The organism is Limibacillus sp. (assembly GCA_037379885.1).
In the GTDB taxonomy this organism is placed as follows: domain Bacteria; phylum Pseudomonadota; class Alphaproteobacteria; order Kiloniellales; family CECT-8803; genus JARRJC01.
This window is the reverse complement of the sequence record JARRJC010000003.1, coordinates 84,948-103,620: the sequence shown is the minus strand read 5'-3', so window position 1 is coordinate 103,620 and position 18,673 is coordinate 84,948. Positions and strand designations below refer to the sequence as shown.

The 18,673-nt window shown below is 65.4% G+C and carries 17 protein-coding genes and 1 tRNA gene; 5 read left to right on the top strand and 13 right to left on the bottom strand.

Features of this window, described 5'->3' with window-relative positions:
* Window positions 1-59 precede the first annotated feature (59 nt).
* The gene (gene upp / locus P8X75_02175) at window positions 60-710 is read left to right on the top strand and encodes a uracil phosphoribosyltransferase (GenBank protein MEJ1994004.1); all 651 of its coding nucleotides are present in this window, start codon (window positions 60-62) and stop codon (window positions 708-710) included.
* On the opposite strand, the gene P8X75_02170 is transcribed toward upp, so the two are convergent.
* The 5 genes from P8X75_02170 to P8X75_02150 all read right to left on the bottom strand — a co-directional run bounded on the left by P8X75_02170 (window position 695) and on the right by P8X75_02150 (window position 6,074).
* Complete coding sequence (locus tag P8X75_02170; GenBank protein MEJ1994003.1) at window positions 695-1,852, bottom strand: 3-phenylpropionate MFS transporter; 1,158 nt, start codon at window positions 1,850-1,852, stop codon at window positions 695-697. The genes upp and P8X75_02170 overlap by 16 nt on opposite strands.
* Complete coding sequence (gene deoA, locus P8X75_02165; GenBank protein ID MEJ1994002.1) at window positions 1,849-3,171, bottom strand: thymidine phosphorylase; 1,323 nt, start codon at window positions 3,169-3,171, stop codon at window positions 1,849-1,851. Before deoA ends, P8X75_02170 begins: the two co-directional genes overlap by 4 nt.
* A 14-nt stretch (window positions 3,172-3,185) precedes the next feature.
* On the bottom strand, window positions 3,186-3,917 hold the full coding sequence (gene deoC / locus P8X75_02160) for a deoxyribose-phosphate aldolase (protein ID MEJ1994001.1): 732 nt from the start codon (window positions 3,915-3,917) through the stop codon (window positions 3,186-3,188).
* Window positions 3,914-4,333, bottom strand: coding sequence for a cytidine deaminase (cdd, locus tag P8X75_02155; protein MEJ1994000.1), 420 nt, complete (start codon window positions 4,331-4,333; stop codon window positions 3,914-3,916). Before cdd ends, deoC begins: the two co-directional genes overlap by 4 nt.
* A gap of 166 nt (window positions 4,334-4,499) precedes the next feature.
* A complete protein-coding gene (locus P8X75_02150) occupies window positions 4,500-6,074 on the bottom strand; it encodes a DEAD/DEAH box helicase (protein ID MEJ1993999.1) in 1,575 nt (524 codons plus the stop codon).
* Between the two features lie 221 nt (window positions 6,075-6,295).
* On the opposite strand from P8X75_02150, the gene P8X75_02145 reads away from it, so the two are divergent.
* Complete coding sequence (locus P8X75_02145) at window positions 6,296-6,994, top strand: alpha/beta fold hydrolase (protein MEJ1993998.1); 699 nt, start codon at window positions 6,296-6,298, stop codon at window positions 6,992-6,994.
* Between the two features lie 4 nt (window positions 6,995-6,998).
* Here P8X75_02145 and P8X75_02140 read toward each other — a convergent pair whose 3' ends face one another.
* Both P8X75_02140 and parE read right to left on the bottom strand, forming a co-directional pair.
* Window positions 6,999-7,586 (bottom strand): hypothetical protein, encoded by a 588-nt coding sequence (locus P8X75_02140; protein ID MEJ1993997.1) that lies wholly within the window; start codon window positions 7,584-7,586, stop codon window positions 6,999-7,001.
* Between the two features lie 40 nt (window positions 7,587-7,626).
* The gene (gene parE / locus P8X75_02135; protein ID MEJ1993996.1) at window positions 7,627-9,627 is read right to left on the bottom strand and encodes a DNA topoisomerase IV subunit B; all 2,001 of its coding nucleotides are present in this window, start codon (window positions 9,625-9,627) and stop codon (window positions 7,627-7,629) included.
* Window positions 9,628-9,730: 103 nt separating this feature from the next.
* On the opposite strand from parE, the gene P8X75_02130 reads away from it, so the two are divergent.
* Entirely contained in the window at window positions 9,731-10,144 is a 414-nt protein-coding gene (locus tag P8X75_02130; GenBank protein MEJ1993995.1) for an acyl-CoA thioesterase, read from the top strand.
* Window positions 10,145-10,154: 10 nt separating this feature from the next.
* Window positions 10,155-10,523, top strand: coding sequence for a hypothetical protein (locus P8X75_02125; protein ID MEJ1993994.1), 369 nt, complete (start codon window positions 10,155-10,157; stop codon window positions 10,521-10,523).
* A gap of 28 nt (window positions 10,524-10,551) precedes the next feature.
* On the opposite strand, the gene P8X75_02120 is transcribed toward P8X75_02125, so the two are convergent.
* The 4 genes from P8X75_02120 to P8X75_02105 all read right to left on the bottom strand — a co-directional run bounded on the left by P8X75_02120 (window position 10,552) and on the right by P8X75_02105 (window position 15,863).
* Entirely contained in the window at window positions 10,552-12,435 is a 1,884-nt protein-coding gene (locus P8X75_02120) for an acyltransferase family protein (GenBank protein MEJ1993993.1), read from the bottom strand.
* Window positions 12,436-12,576: 141 nt separating this feature from the next.
* Entirely contained in the window at window positions 12,577-13,986 is a 1,410-nt protein-coding gene (glnA, locus tag P8X75_02115) for a type I glutamate--ammonia ligase (GenBank protein ID MEJ1993992.1), read from the bottom strand.
* A gap of 91 nt (window positions 13,987-14,077) precedes the next feature.
* Window positions 14,078-14,416: a P-II family nitrogen regulator gene (locus tag P8X75_02110; GenBank protein MEJ1993991.1), complete on the bottom strand. Its 339-nt coding sequence runs from the start codon at window positions 14,414-14,416 to the stop codon at window positions 14,078-14,080.
* A 274-nt stretch (window positions 14,417-14,690) separates the two neighbouring features.
* Window positions 14,691-15,863 carry a pyridoxal phosphate-dependent aminotransferase gene (locus tag P8X75_02105; protein MEJ1993990.1) on the bottom strand — a complete coding sequence of 391 codons (1,173 nt, stop codon included), beginning with the start codon at window positions 15,861-15,863 and terminating at the stop codon, window positions 14,691-14,693.
* Window positions 15,864-16,072: 209 nt separating this feature from the next.
* Here P8X75_02105 and P8X75_02100 point away from each other — a divergent pair.
* Window positions 16,073-16,149 (top strand) — tRNA-His (locus tag P8X75_02100).
* Between the two features lie 77 nt (window positions 16,150-16,226).
* Here P8X75_02100 and P8X75_02095 read toward each other — a convergent pair.
* Together P8X75_02095 and P8X75_02090 are read right to left on the bottom strand one after the other, a co-directional pair.
* Window positions 16,227-18,077: a PAS domain S-box protein gene (locus tag P8X75_02095; protein MEJ1993989.1), complete on the bottom strand. Its 1,851-nt coding sequence runs from the start codon at window positions 18,075-18,077 to the stop codon at window positions 16,227-16,229.
* On the bottom strand, window positions 18,074-18,667 hold the full coding sequence (locus P8X75_02090; protein MEJ1993988.1) for a YfiR family protein: 594 nt from the start codon (window positions 18,665-18,667) through the stop codon (window positions 18,074-18,076). Before P8X75_02090 ends, P8X75_02095 begins: the two co-directional genes overlap by 4 nt.
* Window positions 18,668-18,673 lie beyond the last annotated feature (6 nt).

The window sequence follows — 18,673 nt, the reverse complement described above, 5'->3', positions numbered from 1 at the left end:
GGCCTGCTATTTCTGATCTTTGCCGACAGACTTCATCGATCAGGGGAGCCAGCCGTTCCATGTCCGTCACACCATCTGAGTTCGAGGGGGTGACCCTCGTCGACCATCCGCTGGTGCAGCACAAGCTGACCTGGATGCGCCAGAAGGACACCCCGAGCCCGCAGTTCCGCCTGCTGCTGAAGGAGATTGCGCTGCTGCTGGCCTATGAGGTGACGCGGGACCTGAAACTGACCACCATCGACATAGAAACCCCGCTCCAGGCCATGCGGTCGCCGGTGATCGACGGCAAGAAATTCTGCCTGATCTCGATCCTGCGGGCGGGCAACGGGCTGCTGGAGGGCATGATGGACCTGGTGCCCAACGTCCCGGTCGGCCACATCGGTCTCTACCGCGATCACGAAACGCTGCAGGCGGTCGAGTACTACTTCAAGGTTCCGAGCCACCTGGAAGAGCGGATGTGCATCGTGGTCGATCCCATGCTGGCGACGGGCCACACGGCGGTGGCCGCCCTGACCAGGCTGAAGGAGGCGGGCGCCAAGAGCCTGCGCTTCGTCTGCCTTCTGACCGTGCCCGAGGGCATCCGTGAGCTGCGCGCCGCCCATCCCGATGTGCCGATCTTTACAGCCGCGATAGACGAGCGTTTGAACGAGAAGGGCTACATCCTGCCGGGCCTGGGCGACGCGGGCGACCGCATCTACGGCACCAAGTGAGGATCGCGCCGGCGCCTCAGCCAAAAGCCCAGCAAGAGGGCTAGCGCGGAGAGGGCGGCCATGGCCAGGAATGCCATTCCGCCATAGGTCTCGAACAAGGGGCCGCTCACCAGCATCATCAGGCCCATGGCGCCGCCGACGGCGGCGGCCAGCAGCGACTGGGCCCCGGCGGCCCGCTGCGGTTCGACCCGTCCGGCGATCCAGTACATGGCCCCCAGGTGCGCCGCGCCGAAGGTCAGGGCATGAAGCAGCTGTCCGGCACCCAGCAACCAGGGGTCGACGGTCCAGGCGAGCAGTGCCCACCTCAGAACGCCGCCGCCCGCCGCCAGCAACAAGAGGCTCGTGGGCCGCATCCGCCGGACCAGCGGCTTGCCGAGGTAGAAAAGCAGCACCTCCGCGATCACGCCCAGAGCCCAGAGCAAGCCCACAAGGGTCTCATCCAGTCCGCCTGCCTTCCAGTGCAGGGCGGAGAAGGCGTAGTAGACGGCATGACTTGCCTGCAAGAGGGCGGCGGTGCCCAGGAAGTGGAGGTAGTAGCTGTCCTTCAGCAGGGTACGCGGCCGTGCCGCCGGTCGAGGCGCCCGTGGCGCCCTCGGCAGAAAACCGATGGTGGCCGCGGTCGCCAAAGCGCCGCCGATCAGGAGCCAGAAGATGCTGTCGCTGTCCGTCAGGGTCACCAGCTTGCCGGTCGCCGTCACGGCGAGAATGAAGCTGAGCGATCCCCAAAGCCGGACGCGTCCGTAATCCATCTCGCCCCGTTTGACCGCCTGCATGGCCTGGCTCTCGCCGAGGGGGAGCAGCGGCTGGGAGAGGGCGTAGGCGGCTATCTGAAACGCGAGGAGTGACCAGAAACCCTGGCTGAGAGGCATCATCAGGAAGGCGGTGATGCTGGTGAAGGAACAGAAGAGCAGGAGGCTGCGCAGGCGCTGGCTCCGGTCGGCCACCTCCCCGAACAGTGGCGCGACGGCGACCCGCGCCCAGGTTCCCGCAGCCAGCAGAAACCCGACTTCCTCGGCGGACAGGCCGCGTCCGCTGAGCCAGAGCGGCCAGAAGGGGAGTTGCACGCCCGCGGCAAAGAATAGAGCGCCGTAGAAGAAGGCGAAGCGCGGGCCGCTGCCGACCCGGCCCGTCTGTCCGCTCATGTCCCGATCCGCTCGATCACCGGCGAGGGGGCGGCCGCGCCATCTTCCTCTTCGATGCGGTAGGCCCGGCGGAGCGCGTTGGCGGCCTCCTCAAAGGAGGCCTCGTCGCGGGCGTGGATCAGGGCCAGGGGCGTATCGGGCTCAACGGCGGCATGGCGCGGGAGCAGGGCGGAGAAGCCGACCGCAGGGTCGATGGATTGATCGGCCCGGCTGCGCCCGCCGCCCAGCCCCATGACGGCGAGGCCCACCGCCCGCGTGTCGACCGCGGCCGCGACGCCTGACCGTCCGGCGAGGACGGGCCGCCTCAGGGGCGCCTCCGGCAAGTGTTCGTCCGGGGCTTCCAAAAGATCGGCGGGGCCGCCAAGGGCGGCAACCATGCGTTGGAAGCGCTCCGCCGCCGCGCCGCTTTGCAGGGCGTCGTCCAGAAGGCGCGCCGCCTGCGTCTGATCCGCGACCAGATCGGAAAGAAGGAGAGCTTCGGCGGCGAGCGCCAGCGTGACCTGCTCCAGCCTCGGCTCGCGCGCCTCGCCCTTCAGGAAGTCCAGGGCCTCGCGGACCTCCAGCGCATTGCCCGCGGTCAGGCCCAAGGGCTGATCCATGTCCGTGATCAGCGCGGTGACCGGCAGGCCGGAGGCAGCACCGGTTTCGGCCAGGCTGCGGGCCAGCTTCCGGGCGTCCTCCAGCAGCGGCATGAAAGCGCCGCCGCCGGTCTTCACGTCCATCACCAAACCCTGGAGCCCGGCAGCCAGCTTCTTGGAGAGGATGGAGGCGGTGATCAGCGGGATCGACTCCACCGTCGCGGTGACGTCCCGGATGGCATAGAGGCGTCCGTCAGCGGGCGCGAGGGACCCGGTCTGTCCGATGATCGCGCAGTGTTCGGCCCGCACGACCGCCTGGAACCGCTCCAGATCCGGCTGGGCGTCGTAGCCGGGTATGGACTCCAGCTTGTCGAGCGTGCCGCCTGTGTGTCCCAGTCCGCGGCCCGAGATCATGGGAACCGCCGCGCCGCAGGCCGCCAGCAGAGGGGCCAGGATGAGCGAGACCTTGTCGCCTATGCCGCCGGTTGAATGCTTGTCGAGGACGGGCCTGTCCAGGCCGGGCCAGGTCAGTCTTTCGCCCGAGTCCGCCATGGCCTGGGTCAGCGACAGACGTTCGTCCGCTGTCATGTCTTGGAAGTAGACCGCCATGGCAAAGGCGGCTGCTTGGCCGTCGCTGAGGCTGCCGTCCGTCAGGGCCTGGACCAGCGCCTCGATTTCCTCGCGGGTAAGGGCTTGCCCGTCGCGTTTCCTGCGGATCACTTCCTGGGGAAAGAAGGTCATGCCCGCCCCGCCGCTCACAGCCTGGAGAGCAGGTCGTCGAGCAGTGAGGAGGCGCCGATGCGGAAGTGGGCCGGATCCGCCCAACCTTCGCCCAGGATCTCCTCGGCCAGGGATAGGTAGGCGGTTGCCTGCTCCAGGGTCTTGATGCCTCCCGAGGCCTTGAAGCCCGCCGCGCCGCCGTCCTCGGCGATCGCGTCCAGCAGGATGCGGGCGGCCTCCAGCGTCGCACCGCCGCCGCACTTGCCGGTCGATGTCTTGAGAAAGTCGGCGCCGCTTTCCAGGCAGGCGCGCGCCGCCTCCGGCAGGTCGTCCCGACCTTCGAAGGCGCTGGTTTCCAAGATCACCTTGAGCCGCGCGCGTCCCTCGGTGAGCGCTGCAATGCGCTCTACCGCCACCAGAGCGCGGGCTTTGCGGCCTTCCTGCCAGGCGCGCCAGTTCCAGACGAGGTCGATCTCGCCGGCTCCGACGGCCAGTGCTGCGATCACCTCGGCCTCCACGGCTTCGACCTCGTCGGTGCCGTTCGGAAAGTTGGCGACCACGGCGAGCGCGATGGGGCTCCCGGCCAGCCGTCTGGCAGAGAGCGCGGCGAAATCCGGCCAGCCGCAGACGGCGGCCGGGTGCGGGTCCAATGCGAGCGCACGCTCGCACAGCGCGGCCATGTCGTCGTCCAACGCATCGTTGAGGCTGGTCAGGTCCAGAAGACCGATCAGGCGGCGCGCCAGCGCTTTCGTGTCAGCCCCGCTCATCGACGCTCTTCCTCTGGCAGGCCGAAGGCCTCGGGCAGCAGCTCGCCAAGGGTGAAGCGGGCCCGGAGCCCCTCGGGGCCGCAGACGAGGACGGGTGTGTCGGCCTCGGCGAACTCGGCCAGCCTTTGGCGGCAACCGCCGCAGGGCGTGCAGAGACGCTCTCCCTCAGCGACCAGAAGCAGGCTTGTAATGCGCCGGCCACCGCCGGCCACCATCGCCGAAATCGCGCCGGTCTCGGCGCAGGCGCCCTCCGGATAGCTGGCGTTCTCCACATTGCACCCGCAGAAGTACTCCCCGCCGGCCTCTTCAAGGCAGGCCCCGACGCGGTAGCCGGAGTAGGGCGCATAGGCCCGCTCCCTGGCGGCCAGTGCGCGCCGCAGCATCTCTTCCATTTTTTCTGACGTTTTGCCGGTCATGAAGGCTGGCGCTCCCGATTCGACCCCTCGCCAAAGAAGGTGCGACAGAAGGGGCGCTCGCGGCAAGCCCCAGGCCGGACAAGAAACTCCAGGGCCGGGCAAGAAAAAAGCGCCCGCCGGGAGGCGAGCGCTTCTTCGTCTTACGCGTGGCTGACGTTTTGAGCCGTCAGGCGACCAGCGGCACCGGCTTTAGCAGGAAGGCCGGGGTGTGATCGCCAAAGGGCGTGGAAACGTGGCCGTTACCGTCGCCGGGCTGCTTCTCGCCATGACGGCCCTTGCCGCCCTCGGCGCGCTTGCCGCGCGGCTTGTTCTCGGTCTTGTCGCTATTGTCCATTTTTTCCTCTTTTTTGGGCTTCTTAGAGCGGGCGGACTTCTTGGCCTTGGGCTTTTCGTCCTTGCCCGCATCTTCCTTGGCCGTCTCGACCTTTGGCGCCTCGTCCTTGGCCGTGTCGTCCTTGGCCTCTTGCTTGGGCGCGGCAGCCTCTGAAGGCTCCGGCGCCGCCTCGGCCTTGATTTCCGTTTCAGACGGCTTCGCGGCTTCGGTCTTCGCGTTTTCCGGGGTTTCGGCTGTCTCGGTCGTCGCGCGCTTGTCGTGCGCCTGCGGAGCATTCCTGCTGTCGGGGACCATCTCTTCGATCGGGCGCTTGATCAGGCGTTCGACCGCGCTCAGCAACTTGCTGTCGAGAGAGGTGGAGAGGGTGAAGGCCTTGCCGCTGCGGCCCGCGCGGCCGGTGCGGCCGATGCGGTGGATGTAGTCGTCGGCGTGGCTGGGCACATCGAAGTTGAAGACGTGCGAGACTTCCGGGATGTCGAGACCGCGGGCCGCGACGTCGGAGCAGACCAGGATCTTGATCTGTCCCTTGCGAAAGCGCTCCAGGGTCTCCATGCGCGAGGACTGGACCATGTCGCCGTGCAGCGCTTCGGCATCGTAGCCGTGGCGCGCCAGCGACCGTTGCAGGATGCCCACGTCGCGCTTGCGGTTGCAGAAGATCAGGGCGGATTGGATCGAATCCAACTCCTGGTTCAGCAGCGTGCGGAGCACCGCGCGCTTGGCCTGAGGCTCCTTGGCGCAGCGCACCAGGCGCTGGGTCACGGTCTCCGCCGGAGAGGAGGGCGGCGCCACGCTGATTTCCTTGGGGTTTGACAGGAACTTGTCGGCCAGACGGCGGATTTCCTTGGGCATGGTGGCCGAGAAGAAAAGCGTCTGGTGCGGGAAGGGCAGCTTGGAGACGATGCGCTCGACATCGGGGATGAAGCCCATGTCCAGCATGCGGTCGGCTTCGTCGATCACCAGGATGCGGGTGTCGGCCAGGATGATCTTGCCGCGCTCGAACAGGTCGAGCAGGCGGCCCGGCGTGGCGATCAGCACGTCGACGCCGCGATCCAGGCGCTTCAGCTGTTCTGCCATGGAGGAGCCGCCGATCAGCAGCGCCATGGAAAGCTTGTTGTTGGCTCCGTACTTCTCGAAGTTCTCGGCGACCTGCGCGGCCAATTCGCGCGTCGGCTCAAGAATAAGGGAACGCGGCATCCGCGCCTTGGCGCGGCCGGAGGCCAGAATATCGATCATGGGAAGGGTGAAGGAAGCGGTTTTCCCGGTGCCGGTCTGCGCGCATCCGAGGACGTCGCGGCTCATCAGCACGTAAGGAATCGCCTTTTCCTGAATGGGTGTCGGCTTCGTGTAGCCCATCGCCTCTACGGCGTCGACCACCTCGGTGCTCAACCCTAGGTCTCTAAAACTCATGCAGTCTCTTTGTTTGGGATTTTTGTAGCTCTATCGGCTCGATTAAAGACGCGCTCATCGCGTCGATGGCCGCTATATACGCTCACCTGAAAAATTGTCAATGAAAGCCTTGTTATTTCGGGATTCTTGGGCCAAGAACGTGCCTTTATTGCCACAAGACCGGCCGCCATAGCAGCTTTGTTTCGCGAATTCATGGCGGTGTTGAGGGAAAGGAAGGGGCGATGACCAAGACAGCGCTGGCGCTTCTTCCCGGACTTCTCTGCGATCATGCGCTTTGGCGGCATCAGGTGGATTCGCTCATAGATATAGCAGATTCGCAGGTCGCGGACTTCACCACGCAGGACTCCGTCGCGGACATGGCCGAGAGCGTCCTCGCCATGATGCCGCAGCGCTTCGCGTTGGCCGGGCTTTCCATGGGCGGCTACGTGGCGCTGGAGGTGATGCGCCGCGCGCCGGAGCGGGTGGAGCGCCTCGCCCTCCTGGACACCTCGGCCCGTCCGGACACCGAAGAACAGTCGCGCAAGCGCCGTGGGCTGCTGTCGCTGGCCGAGCGCGGCCAGTTCAAGGGCGTCACGCCCCGCTTGCTGCCGCTGCTGATCGCCGAGCGTTTCCTGGAGGACGAGACCATCACCTCGGTCGTGATGGAGATGGCCGAGCGGGTCGGTCGCGAGGCCTTCAAGAACCAGCAGCGGGCCATCATGAACCGCCCCGATAGCAGGCCGGACCTGGCCGGCATTTCAGTTCCGGCCCTGCTGCTCTGCGGGGCGGAGGACGTACTGACGCCGCCGGACCGGCTTCAGGAGATGGCCGAAGCGATCCCCGACGCCGATCTGGTGATTCTGGGAGGTGCGGGGCACCTGACGCCGCTGGAACGGCCCGAGGCCGTCACCGCCGCGTTGCGCGCCTGGCTTGACCGCTAGGAAATCAGGGCTTCCACTTCCGCCTGCCGTCGCGGCCCCGGTTCGGGTTGTCGGGCGGCAACGTGACCAGCAGCATGGTTCGCAGGAGCTCACCGAGCGCCGCGTCGTCCGGCCGCGCCGGCGGCAGCAACGATCCCCGGGACCGGGATACCGGCTGCCTTCCCCGGCAGGCCGCCATGTAGACGCGCATGCGCTCTCCGGCTGATCCGGCCGTCAGCTCGCCGCCCCGGCAAAGATCGCCTGCTTCCGTGCTCGCCGCCGCATCGAGCAGCACGACGATCCGAAGACCAGGGTTAACACCCGGCGGCGCTTCGGCCAGAAGCGGGATCTGGTCGCCGATCCGCGCGGTGCGCATGGATTGAAGCAGGAGCGGCACGGCGGTTTCGCGCGGCTCAAGGAACGGAAGGTTCGGGAAGCTGACCGGGATGCCCCCCTGAGCGGCGGTGTAGCGCAGCAGGGCAGGGCTGTAGGAAGGCCCGACATCGACGTTGTTCACCAGCGGCGCGCCCGGGGTCTGCGCACAGGCCGTGAGCAGCAGGGCCGCGGCGCAAAGGAGGCCCTTGAGGGCGCTGATCTGTGAACGGATCGTCATGTCATGAAGATAGGCGGCCTGATGCTCCGCTCCAAGCCGCTTAGATGTCGATCTCCTCGACGAAGCGGGCGCGCTCCTGGATGAAGGCAAAACGCAACTCCGGCTTCTTGCCCATCAGTTGTTCAACGAGGTCGGCGGCGCGCTTCTGCTCTGCCGCGGGGTCCGCGTCGTCCGCTTCGACCACGGTGACACGCAGCAGGGTGCGGGTCTTCGGGTTCATGGTCGTTTCTTTAAGCTGCATGGGAGGCATTTCTCCCAAGCCTTTGAATCGGCTAATTTCTATCTTGCCGCGCCCCTTGAATCCGCTCTCCATCAATTCCTCCTTGTGGAGGTCGTCGCGGGCGTAGATGGAGGTTGTGCCCTGGGTCAGGCGATAGAGCGGCGGTTGGGCCAGATAGAGGCGGCCGGATTCGATGAGACCGGGCATTTCCCGGTAGAAGAAGGTCATGAGCAGCGAGGCGATGTGCGCGCCGTCGACATCGGCGTCGGTCATGATGATGACCCGCTCGTAGCGCAGCTTCTCGAGATCGAACTGCCCGCGCGTGCCGCAGCCCAGCGCCTGGGTCAGGTCGTTCAGCTCCTGGTTCTGCTTGAGCTTGTCGGAGGTCGCGCTGGCGACGTTCAGGATCTTGCCGCGCAGGGGCAGCACCGCCTGGGTGTCGCGGGTCCGCGCCTGCTTGGCTGACCCACCGGCCGAATCGCCCTCGACCAGAAAGATTTCCGTGCCGTCGGAGCGGTTGCGCGAGCAGTCGGCGAGCTTACCGGGCAGGCGCAGCTTCCGGCTGGTCGCGGTCTTGCGGTTCAGTTCCTTTTCCTGGCGGCGGCGCAGGCGCTCCTCGGCGCGCTCGATGGTCCGCTCCAGCAGGAGGCGGGCCTGCTCCGGGTCGCCCGAAAGCCAGTGCTCGAAGTGATCCTTGACGGTGCTTTCCACCAGACGCTGCGCTTCCGGGGTCGCCAGCCGCTCCTTGGTCTGGCCCTGGAACTGCGGGTCGCGGATGAAGACGGAGAGCAGGGACATGGCCCCGCCGAGCAGGTCTTCAGCCGTCACCTGCTGCGCCTTCTTGTTGCCGATCAACTCGCCATAGGCCTTGAGGCCCCGCAGCAGCGCCGAGCGCAGCCCCTGTTCGTGGCTGCCGCCCTCGGGCGTCGGGACGGTGTTGCAGTAGGAGTTCTGGAAGCCGTTCTCGTCGGCGGGCCAGGTGATCGCCCATTCGGCGCGTCCCCGGTCTCCGGGGAAAGCGGCTTCTCCGACGAAGGGAGCGGGCGTCAGCGAGCGGCGCTGGCCCAGCGAACTGGTCAGGAAGTCCTGCAGTCCGTTGGGGAAGTGCAGCGTCTCAGTGGCCGGGGTCGCATCGCCCTCCCGGATGAGGCTCTCCGCGCAGGACCAGCGGATCTCCACGCCCCGGAAGAGGTAGGCCTTGGAGCGCGCCATGCGGTAGAGACGCTGAGGCAGGAAACGCGCGCCGCTGCCAAAGATCTCCGGGTCGGGATGGAACAGGATCGTAGTGCCGCGCCGGTTCGAGACGGCGCCGGCGTTCTCCAGCTTGCCGAGCGGCTGGCCCTTGGAATAGGACTGGCGCCAGAGGGTCTTGTCGCGCGCCACCTCGACCGTCAGCTTGTCCGCCAGGGCGTTGACGACCGACAGGCCGACGCCGTGCAGGCCGCCGGAGGTGGCGTAGGCCTTGCCGCCGAACTTGCCGCCCGAATGGAGCGTGGTCAGGATCACTTCCAGGGCGGACTTGTTCTTGTACTTGGGATGCGGGTCCACCGGGATGCCGCGCCCGTTATCGCGCAGCACCACCGCGCCGTCCTCGCCCAACTCCATCTCGATTCGCGTCGCGTGTCCGGCGACGGCCTCGTCCATGGAGTTGTCCAGCAACTCGGCGACCAGATGATGCAGCGCGCGCTCATCGGTGCCGCCGATGTACATGCCGGGGCGGCGGCGCACGGGCTCCAGCCCCTCCAGGACCTCGATGTCCTTGGCGGAGTAGGCGTCGTCGGTTCGCGCTGCGTTCTGGAAGAGATCGGCCATGGCGGGCATTATAAATCCGCACCGGGCCGTAGCAAGCAAATGCTGTGGTGGATAAGTCCGATTTCCACTAGATATAGCCAATTCTCAGACAGTTACAGAAAAAGAGGTCAGCATGAACGCCAAAGCCGCACCACCGGAGGGGATCGAGCCTGCGCTCCGGACGCTCGCCATGCCGGGCGATGCGAATCCGAACGGCGACATCTTCGGCGGCTGGGTCTTGTCCCAGATGGACCTGGCGGGCGCCGTGCCGGCCGTGCGCCGGGCCCGCGGGCGCGTCGCCACCGTCGCGGTCGATGCGATGCGCTTCCACCGCCCGATCTTCATCGGCGATCTGGTGAGCTGCTATGCCTGGATCAAGGAGGAGGGGACAACCTCCGTCTCGGTCCATATCGAAACCTGGGCCGGGCACCGCGACAACGAACAGCCCGTCAAGGTCACCGAGGGCACCTTTGTCTACGTCGCCATCGACGAGCGCGGTAACAAGCGCGCCCTGCCGCCCGACCCGACCCGGACGCAGATCGCGTGAGGAGCGAGTCATGAAGTTGAGAAAATTCGTCCTGGCCGCCGCTCTAGCCTTTCCCGCATTCCCGGCGATGGCGGGCGATGTCGAGATCGTCGAGGCCGTCGCCTACGCCGATGCGGGCGGAACCTGGATGTTCGACGTCACCTTGAAGCATGGGGACACCGGCTGGGATCACTACGCCGATCAGTGGGAGGTGCTGGCGCCGGACGGCGGCGTGCTGGGCACCCGGACCCTCTACCACCCCCACGTCAACGAGCAGCCCTTCAGGCGCTCCTTGAGCGGTGTGCGGGTTCCCGAAGACCTCGATCACGTCATGATCCGCGCCCGGGACTCGCTGCATGGCCACGGGCCGGAGCTGTTCCGGGTGACGCTGCCCCGGTGACCTTGCCCCGGTGACCTTGCCCCGGTGACTAGGAAGGATTCTCAAGCCGTTTGATGGCGGGCGTCAGCATCTCGTCCACCGCCCGACGGCTTCCCAGCAGAGTGTAGTGGCCGCGATCCCAGAAATAGAGGCGGTCCCCTTCGCCGAAACGGCAGGTCTGCCGCTCACAGAACAGGGGCCAGGGATCGAGGAAGAGGGCGCCCTCGGACGCGGCGGCGACCGACTCGTTCAAACCTGGTTCCTGCACAGGCTGTCCGCTGCCGACGCTGCGTTCGGGCCCCATGTTTCCCCAGGCGAAGAGGGCTGGGACCCGAGCTGCGAAACTGGGCGATTGTCCGATCACGATCACCTTGAGACCGCGCTGCTTCAGCCAAGCGACTGTCTGGCTCAGCTCTTCGAGCCGATAACCCTCACCAAGCGCAGTGGTCCAGTCGGCTCCCAGAATGACTCCCTCGAAGCCACCTTGTTCCAAGAGGTCGCGGGCATGCTCGTTGTAGTCGACGCAGGTCTTGTTGGACGGCGGTTCGTAGGTGAAGCCGGGCGGGCAGGCGGACTTTGTATGCTCGACAAATGTGACCGGCAGCTGGTCGTCGCGCACAGTCAACCCCGGGCGGTAGTGGCCGAGGAAGGAATCACCCCAAAGCAGATAGCGGCTCTCTGAAGCGCCGGGGATGATGCAGTCCTCCAAACGCCAGTCGTCCGGCGTTTGGCGCTTGTTCTGCATGCAGCCGTCCATGGCGTAGTACTCACGCCCAGTCAAATCGAGGTCGGCGTAGCCGGCGGGCAGACGCTTGGGATAGCCCTCGAACTCCGTTGCGCGGACCGCATGGAAGACACAAAGAGCGATCAACAGCACGCCGCCGGCGTAGATCGACCTCCGGCCCGGCCAGCCCCGGCGTTTGCGAAAGGGTTGCTCGACGAAGCGCCATGACAGGGTCGAGATGACCACGGCCAGGGCCGCGGCGGTCAGGGATTCCCATGTCTCCAAGTCGCGCCCCAGCCAGAAGACCGGAAACACCAGCAAGGGCCAGTGCCAGAGATAAAGCGAATAGGAGATCTTGCCGAAGAAGACCCAGGGCGAAAGCCGCAGGAACCGCGAAGCCAATCCCTCCGCGCCGCCGAGTCCAGACCAGATGATCAGGCTGGCGCCCAGCACCGGCGGGACAGCGCCAATGCCAGGGAACGGCGTTTGCGGGTCATAGAAGACGATGGCGCCTAGGATCAAAAGCAACCCAAGGAGGCCCGTACAGTCTTTCATGCGCTGGCTGCCGGGCGCCGGAAAAAGGCCAAGCGCGATGCAGCTTCCCGCAAAGAGCTCCCAGGCCCGAGACGGCGCCAGGAAGAAATTCGCCTGCGGATCTATCGGGGCCAGAAGCAGACTGACCGCAAAGGAAGCGACACTCAGCCCCACGACCCAGGCACGCAGTGTCTTGAGGTTGCGCTTCAGCAGCAGGATCATCATCACCGGCAAGATGAGGTAGTACTGTTCCTCGACAGCGAGCGACCAGGTGTGGATCAGGGGTTCGGTATCCGCCGCGGCGGCGAAGTAATCCAGTTCCAGATAAAAGAAGATGTTGGAGACGAAGAGCGCGGCGCTCGCGGCGCTTTGCGCGAAGCGGATCAGGGCTTCCGGCTCGAACATCACCAGGGTGATCCAGACGCAGGCGCCAATCACCGTGAAGAGCGCGGGAAAGATGCGGCGGATGCGCCGCTCATAGAACCCGAGAATCGAGATGCGCCCTTCTCGATCATGCTCCTCAAGAAGCAATCGCGTGATGAGATAGCCCGAGATGACGAAGAAGACGTCCACGCCGACGAAGCCGCCGGAGACGGCGGAGAAGCCGGCATGGAAGAAAACCACCGGCAGAACGGCTACGGCGCGCAGCCCATCTATGTCGTCCCTGTAACGCATTGCCCGCCTAGATAGCCGAACCGTCGCGGGAAAGAACCAAAAAAAGTGCCTCTTGGCAGTGGTTTCCGCAAAAGCAAGGGCCGCCCCCGCAATAGGGACGGCCCAGCCTTCAAGAGTCTGAACTTACGCTACAGAAACTCGTCAGGAAGAGTAGTACATCTGGAATTCGATCGGGTGGGGAGCCTGCTCGAAGGCGTAGATCTCCTCCCACTTGAGCTCCATGTAGCCCTCGATCTGGTCCTTGGTGAAGACGTCGCCGCCGAGCAGGAACTCGTGGTCCTCGGCGAGCGCCTGGACGGCCTCACGCAGCGAACCGCAGACGGTCGGGACGTCCTTCAGCTCCTCGGGCGGCAGATCGTAGAGGTTCTTGTCCATGGCGTCGCCCGGGTGGATCTTGTTCTTGATGCCGTCGATACCCGCCATCAGCATCGCCGTGTAGGCCAGATAGGGGTTGGCGGTCGGATCCGGGAAACGGATCTCAACGCGCTTGGCCTTGGGGCTGGATCCGAAGGGGATACGGCAGGAGGCCGAACGGTTGCGGCTGGAGTAGGCCAGCAGGACCGGCGCCTCGAAGCCCGGCACCAGACGCTTGTAGCTGTTGGTGCTGGGGTTGGTGAAGGCGTTGATCGCGCGGGCGTGCTTGATGATGCCGCCGATGTAGAAGAGGGCCATCTCCGACAGACCGGCATAACCGTCGCCCGCGAACAGCGGCTTGCCGTCCTTCCAGATCGACTGGTGAACGTGCATGCCCGAGCCGTTGTCGCCGTAGACCGGCTTCGGCATGAAGGTTGCCGTCTTGCCGTAGGTGTGGGCGACGTTGTGCACGACATACTTATAGAGCTGCATGCCGTCGGCCATCTTGATCAGCGTGTTGAACTTGATGCCGAGCTCGTGCTGGGAGGGCGCCACCTCGTGGTGGTGCTTCTCAACTTCGAGACCCATCTCCTTCATCACCGTGACCATCTCGGCGCGCAGATCGGTTCCGGAATCGACGGGCGGAACGGGGAAGTAGCCGCCCTTGACGCCCGGACGGTGGCCGAGGTTGCCCTCTTCGAACTCGGTGCCCGAGTTGTAGGGACCTTCCTCGCTGTCGAAGCGGAAGAAGGAGTGGTTCATGTTGACGCCGAAACGCACGTCGTCGAACACGAAGAACTCGGCCTCGGGGCCGAAAACGGCGGTGTCGCCGATGCCACTGGACTGAAGGTAGGCCAGCGCCTTCTTCGCGGTGGTGCGGGGGTCGCGGTCATAGGGCTGACCGGTCGAGGGCTCCAGCACGTCGCAGAACAGGATCAGCTGCGGCTGCGCGGCGAAGGGGTCCATGACGGCGGTGGCGAGGTCGGGCTTCAGGCTCATGTCCGACTCGTTGATCGCTTTCCAGCCGGCGATCGAGGAGCCGTCGAACATGATGCCCTCTTCCAGCATCTCTTCATCGACGGTGTCGATGTGCTGGGCGACGTGCTGCCACTTGCCGCGGGGGTCGGTGAAACGGAAGTCGACGTACTTGACGTCGTTGTCCTTGATCATTTCCAGAATGGTCTTTGGGTCCGACATGATGGTTCCTCTTCAATTGGACGGTTGGTCGGTTGGCTCTAGCGGTGGGTGGAGGGCGCGGGCGCCCTCAAGTAACGAATGGTCCGGCGGATCAGACGGCTTCTGCGCCCCGCTCGCCGGTGCGGATGCGAATGGCTTCGTCGATCGTGGAGACGAAGATCTTGCCGTCGCCGATGCGGCCGGTCTGGGCGGCCTGTTGGATCGCCTCGACGGCGCGCTCGACGAGTTCGTCTTCTAAAACGACCTCGACTTTCACTTTCGGCAGGAAGTCCACGACGTACTCAGCGCCGCGATAGAGCTCGGTATGGCCTTTCTGGCGACCGAAACCTTTCGCTTCGATGACCGTGATGCCCTTGATGCCGACCTCGTGAAGGGCTTCCTTCACCTCGTCCAGCTTGAAGGGCTTGATGATCGCCTCGATCTTCTTCATGGCTTTATTCGCATCCTTCCAAAAAAACTCGCAAATCCCTCGGGCTGTCCCAAAGGGACGCAGCGTTGCCACCACGCCCTGACGCCTGAAAACATCTCAAAGGCTTGGGCCGCACTATGTCTCGTGCGGGAAGAAGCAAGAGCCGTGCCAACTTGGCATAAGACCGTCACAACAGAGACTTAGACGGTGGCGGCGCTTCCATATGAGCGGAGCCTCAAAGGGGCTGCACAAAAAAACGGCAGGTCAATGCCTCACAGTCGTGCAGGGGCGCGCCCTAGCGGGCTGCGATCCAGTCACCCATGCGGCCCACGGCCTCCTGGATGTTCTCCAGGGAGTTCGCATAGGAGAGGCGGAGAAAGCCTTCACCGCAGCGTCCGAAGGAGGTCCCGGCGATGGTCGCGACCCCGGCATCTTCCAGCAGACCCACCTCCATCTCCTTGGCCGTCAATCCGGTGGCGGAGATATTCGGGAAGGCATAGAAGGCGCCGCCGGGCTCCACGCAGCGGACCGAGGGCAGGGCGTTCAGGGCATCGACGAGCCAACGCCGCCGCTCGTCGAAGGCCCGGGCCATGTCATCGACGGAGTCCTGCGGCCCGTCGAGGGCGGCGATGCCCGCGTACTGGGTGGCCGCGTTGACGCAGGAATTGGAGTTGACGGCAAGGCGCGTGGCCCCCTCGACGAGGCTCTCGGGCCAAACGCCGAAGCCCATGCGCCAGCCGGTCATGGCGTAGGTTTTGCTCCAGCCGTCCAGGAGGATCAGCCGGTCTGCGATCTCGGGATAGCTGAGCAGGGAAACGTGCTCGCGCCCATCATAAAGCAGCCGGCTGTAGATCTCGTCGGACAGGAGGCAGACGTCCGGGTGGCGTTCCAGGCCCGCCACCAGCTTGTCGATCTCTTCCTTGGGCGTGACGCCGCCGGTCGGATTGGCCGGCGAGTTGATGATGATAAGGCGCGTGCGCTCCGTGATACGCCCGAGCAGCGCCTCGGCGGCGAAGGCGAATCCGTTCTTCTCCTCCAGCGGCAGCGGAACGGGCGTCGCCCCGGAAAAGCGGATCATGGATTGATAGATGGGGAAGCCCGGGTCGGGATAGATGATCTCGGCCCCCGGTTCGCCGAACATCAGGATCGCGAAGAACATGGTGACCTTGCCGCCCGGCACGATCACGACGCGGGCCGGATCGACTTCCACCCCGTAGCAGCCGTTCAGGTACCGTCCGACGGCCTCTCGCAACTCTGGGATGCCGTTGGCAGGGGTGTAGCCGTGATGACCGTCGCGCAGGGCCTTCACAGCGGCCTCCACCACGTGCTCGGGGGTCAGGAAGTCAGGCTGCCCGATGCCGAGGTTGACCACCGACCGGCCCTTGGCTTCCAGCGCCTTCGCACGTGCGAGCACCTCGAAGGCGGTCTCGGTTCCCAGGCGGCTCATGGCGGCGGCGGGTTTCAGCATCGGGGTCTCTCTCTGCGGCTTGAAAGCAGTGGCTCGAAAAGGCGGCGCCAGGATCGGCGCGAAGGCGAAGATAGGCCGAACGTCCGCTGTCCGCCAAGGTCCGAATGGAGGCTCCCCGAGACAACTTGACGCCACGCGCGCGAGGGCATACAACGCGAAACCTCAGCAGGAACGGGCCGACTTCTACCGTCTTCGCCCTTGTCCCGATGGTGGCTGTAGCTCAGTTGGTTAGAGCGCCTGGTTGTGGTCCAGGAGGTCGCCGGTTCAAATCCGGTCAGCCACCCCATTCTTCAATTCAGATTAGACGGCATCGCACGGTCCCAGCGCCCCGGGCCCAGCGCCCCGGGCCCAGCGCGCCCTCGGTCACTGTGCGGCAGCCGTGTCGCTCACCCGCGACGCCTCCTGCACCAGCGGCACGGTGATGGTCGCCTGGAGACCCGTCTCGCCATTCTTGAGGCTGAGGCCGCCTTCCATGTCGCGCAGGATTTCGCTGCTGATGGAAAGTCCCAGGCCCGTGCCTCGATCCGCGGGCTTCGTGGTGAAGTAGGGCTCCAAGGCCCGCTGGAGCAGGGCATCAGGCATGCCGCCGGCCGTATCTTCGACCAGCAGGCTGAGAAGATTATCGGTGCGGCAGAGTTCCACGGTGACTTTTCGCTCAGAGCCCGCGGGCAGCGCCTCCAACGCATCCGCGGCGTTGTTCAGCAGATTGAGCAGGACCTGCTCGAAGAGGATGGTATGCCCCCGCACCGGCAGAGGCTGTTGGGGCTGGCGCAGGCTGAGACGGATATCCGCGCGCTCGAAGCGATGCTGGATCAGCATCAAGGCGGCCTTCAGGCTCTCCCGGCTGTCGAAGACCTGGGTTTCGCCGTCGACCTTCCTGCCGAACATCCGCAGATGCTCGATCACGGCCCTGAGGCGGGCCGTGCTCGATGCGATCCGCTCCGCCTTGGAAAAGGCGTAGGAGCGCATCTCCTCGGCCGTGAAGTCCTCCTCCTTGAGCGTCTCCATCATGTTCTGGGCGATCATGTCCATGACGCTCAGGGGTTGCTTGAGCTCATGGGCGATGGAGGTGGATATCTCCCCCAGGGTCGCGAGCTTAGATGTCTGGATCGCCATCTGCTCGGCGACACGCTGCTTGCTGACGTCACGCGCCACGATCAGATATTCCGAGATGCGCTCAAGATCGTCGAAGACGGCACTGAGGGTTGCCTCGATCCAGCGGATCTCCCCATCGGCGGTGGTCAGGCGGCAGGCGAAGGCGGCGCTGCGTTGTTGCGGGGAAAGCTTCGCGTGAGCCGCCTCGATGTACTTACAGTCCTCCGGCGGGATCAATCTCGCCGGCCGTTCTCCGTAGAGTGTGTCCCTGTCGTACCCCACCATCTCCAGAAACGCGCCATTGGTGAAGGTCACTTGGAAATGGCGGTCGAGGCGGCAGATGCTCTCCGTCTGGCTTTCGACGATGCTGCGGTAGCGCTCCTCGCTTTCGCTCAAGGCCCGGCGGCTAGCGTTCAGTTGTTCGACCATCTCATTGAAACCGTTCACCAGCGGCTTCAGCTCCCGGTCTCCGATCTTCGGCATGTAAAGACCCGAGGTGCGGCCCTCACCGACGCAGCGCATGGCTTGGCGGAAGACGTCCAGAGGGGAGAGGATCGCGTTCACCTGACGGCGCGCCAGCATCCCCGCGAGCGCGATGGAGACCAGCAGGATCGGAAGCACGATGACGGCCGTGCTTTGGAACCACTGCGAGAAGCTTTGCAGGGCGGAGACCATGACCAGTTGGCCGACGAGTTCGGAATCCACCATGATCGGCGTACGCACGCTCAGGCGTCCGGCGTCCAATTGGTGCCCCTCGATCTCCAGCCCCATGCGGAGGTATTCCTTGTCCACGCCTTGGGGATAGGCGGCGAAGAGCGTGCCATCGGGCAGGAAGACGCCGGCCGCCGTCATGCCCGGGCGGCCTTCGAGCGAGTGCAGCACCTCCAGCGCCGCCGTGTCATTGCGGAACAGAACCGTGGCGCCGAGGTTCTGGCTGATCACCTTGGCGATGGCTTCTTCGGCGTTGATCGCGGAGCGGCGGTTCCCGTCGAACTGGACGTAGGTAAGCGTGATGGTGACGAGCAGCAGCGCGAGCACCACGGTCCCCAGGGAGGCCCGCTTCAGCTTCGAGTGGAGCGAGGGGGCGCTGGCCAAGCGGCTGCTGTCGAAGCGGCTCACGGCTGCCTCCCGTCGCCGTGGCCGGGCAGGCTGCCCATGCGCATCAGCGATTGGGCGAGCTGGATTCCGCACTCGACCAGCATCGGTTGGTTGAAGCGGAAGAAGGCGTTGTCTTCGTTGAGTATCAGTTCGAACGAGCCGCCCTCCGCGGCGAAGCCGGGGGTGTCGCCGACATAGGCGATGGGATGGTCGGCCCGCCCGGCATGGTGACGCCGGAAGACCGCCATGTCCTCGCTGGAGAAGAAGGCGACCTGACAGGACTCCAGGTGAACCAAGTCTTCCGATTCACGCAGGATGACGCCGCGCCCGTTTATCGGCGTGGCGGCATTTGCATAGTCTTCCGGCAAGACCACGTGGCCGGGGCGCGCGCAGACGACGGTCGGCGCTTCCTTGTCCGCGTAGGCCGCATCGGGCCAGTAGGAGAACCGCATGAGGTTTACGATCGCCCAGCCGCGCACGACGGGCGCGGTGCTCCCCCCGGCTTTCGCATAGGCAACCGATACAAGGCCCGTCAGAGATATCAACACCAGGCTGGCGAAGACCCCGTGGCGGGCCATCTGTCTCGAGGTGCTGGTGCGGGCTCGCTTCATGTGCCG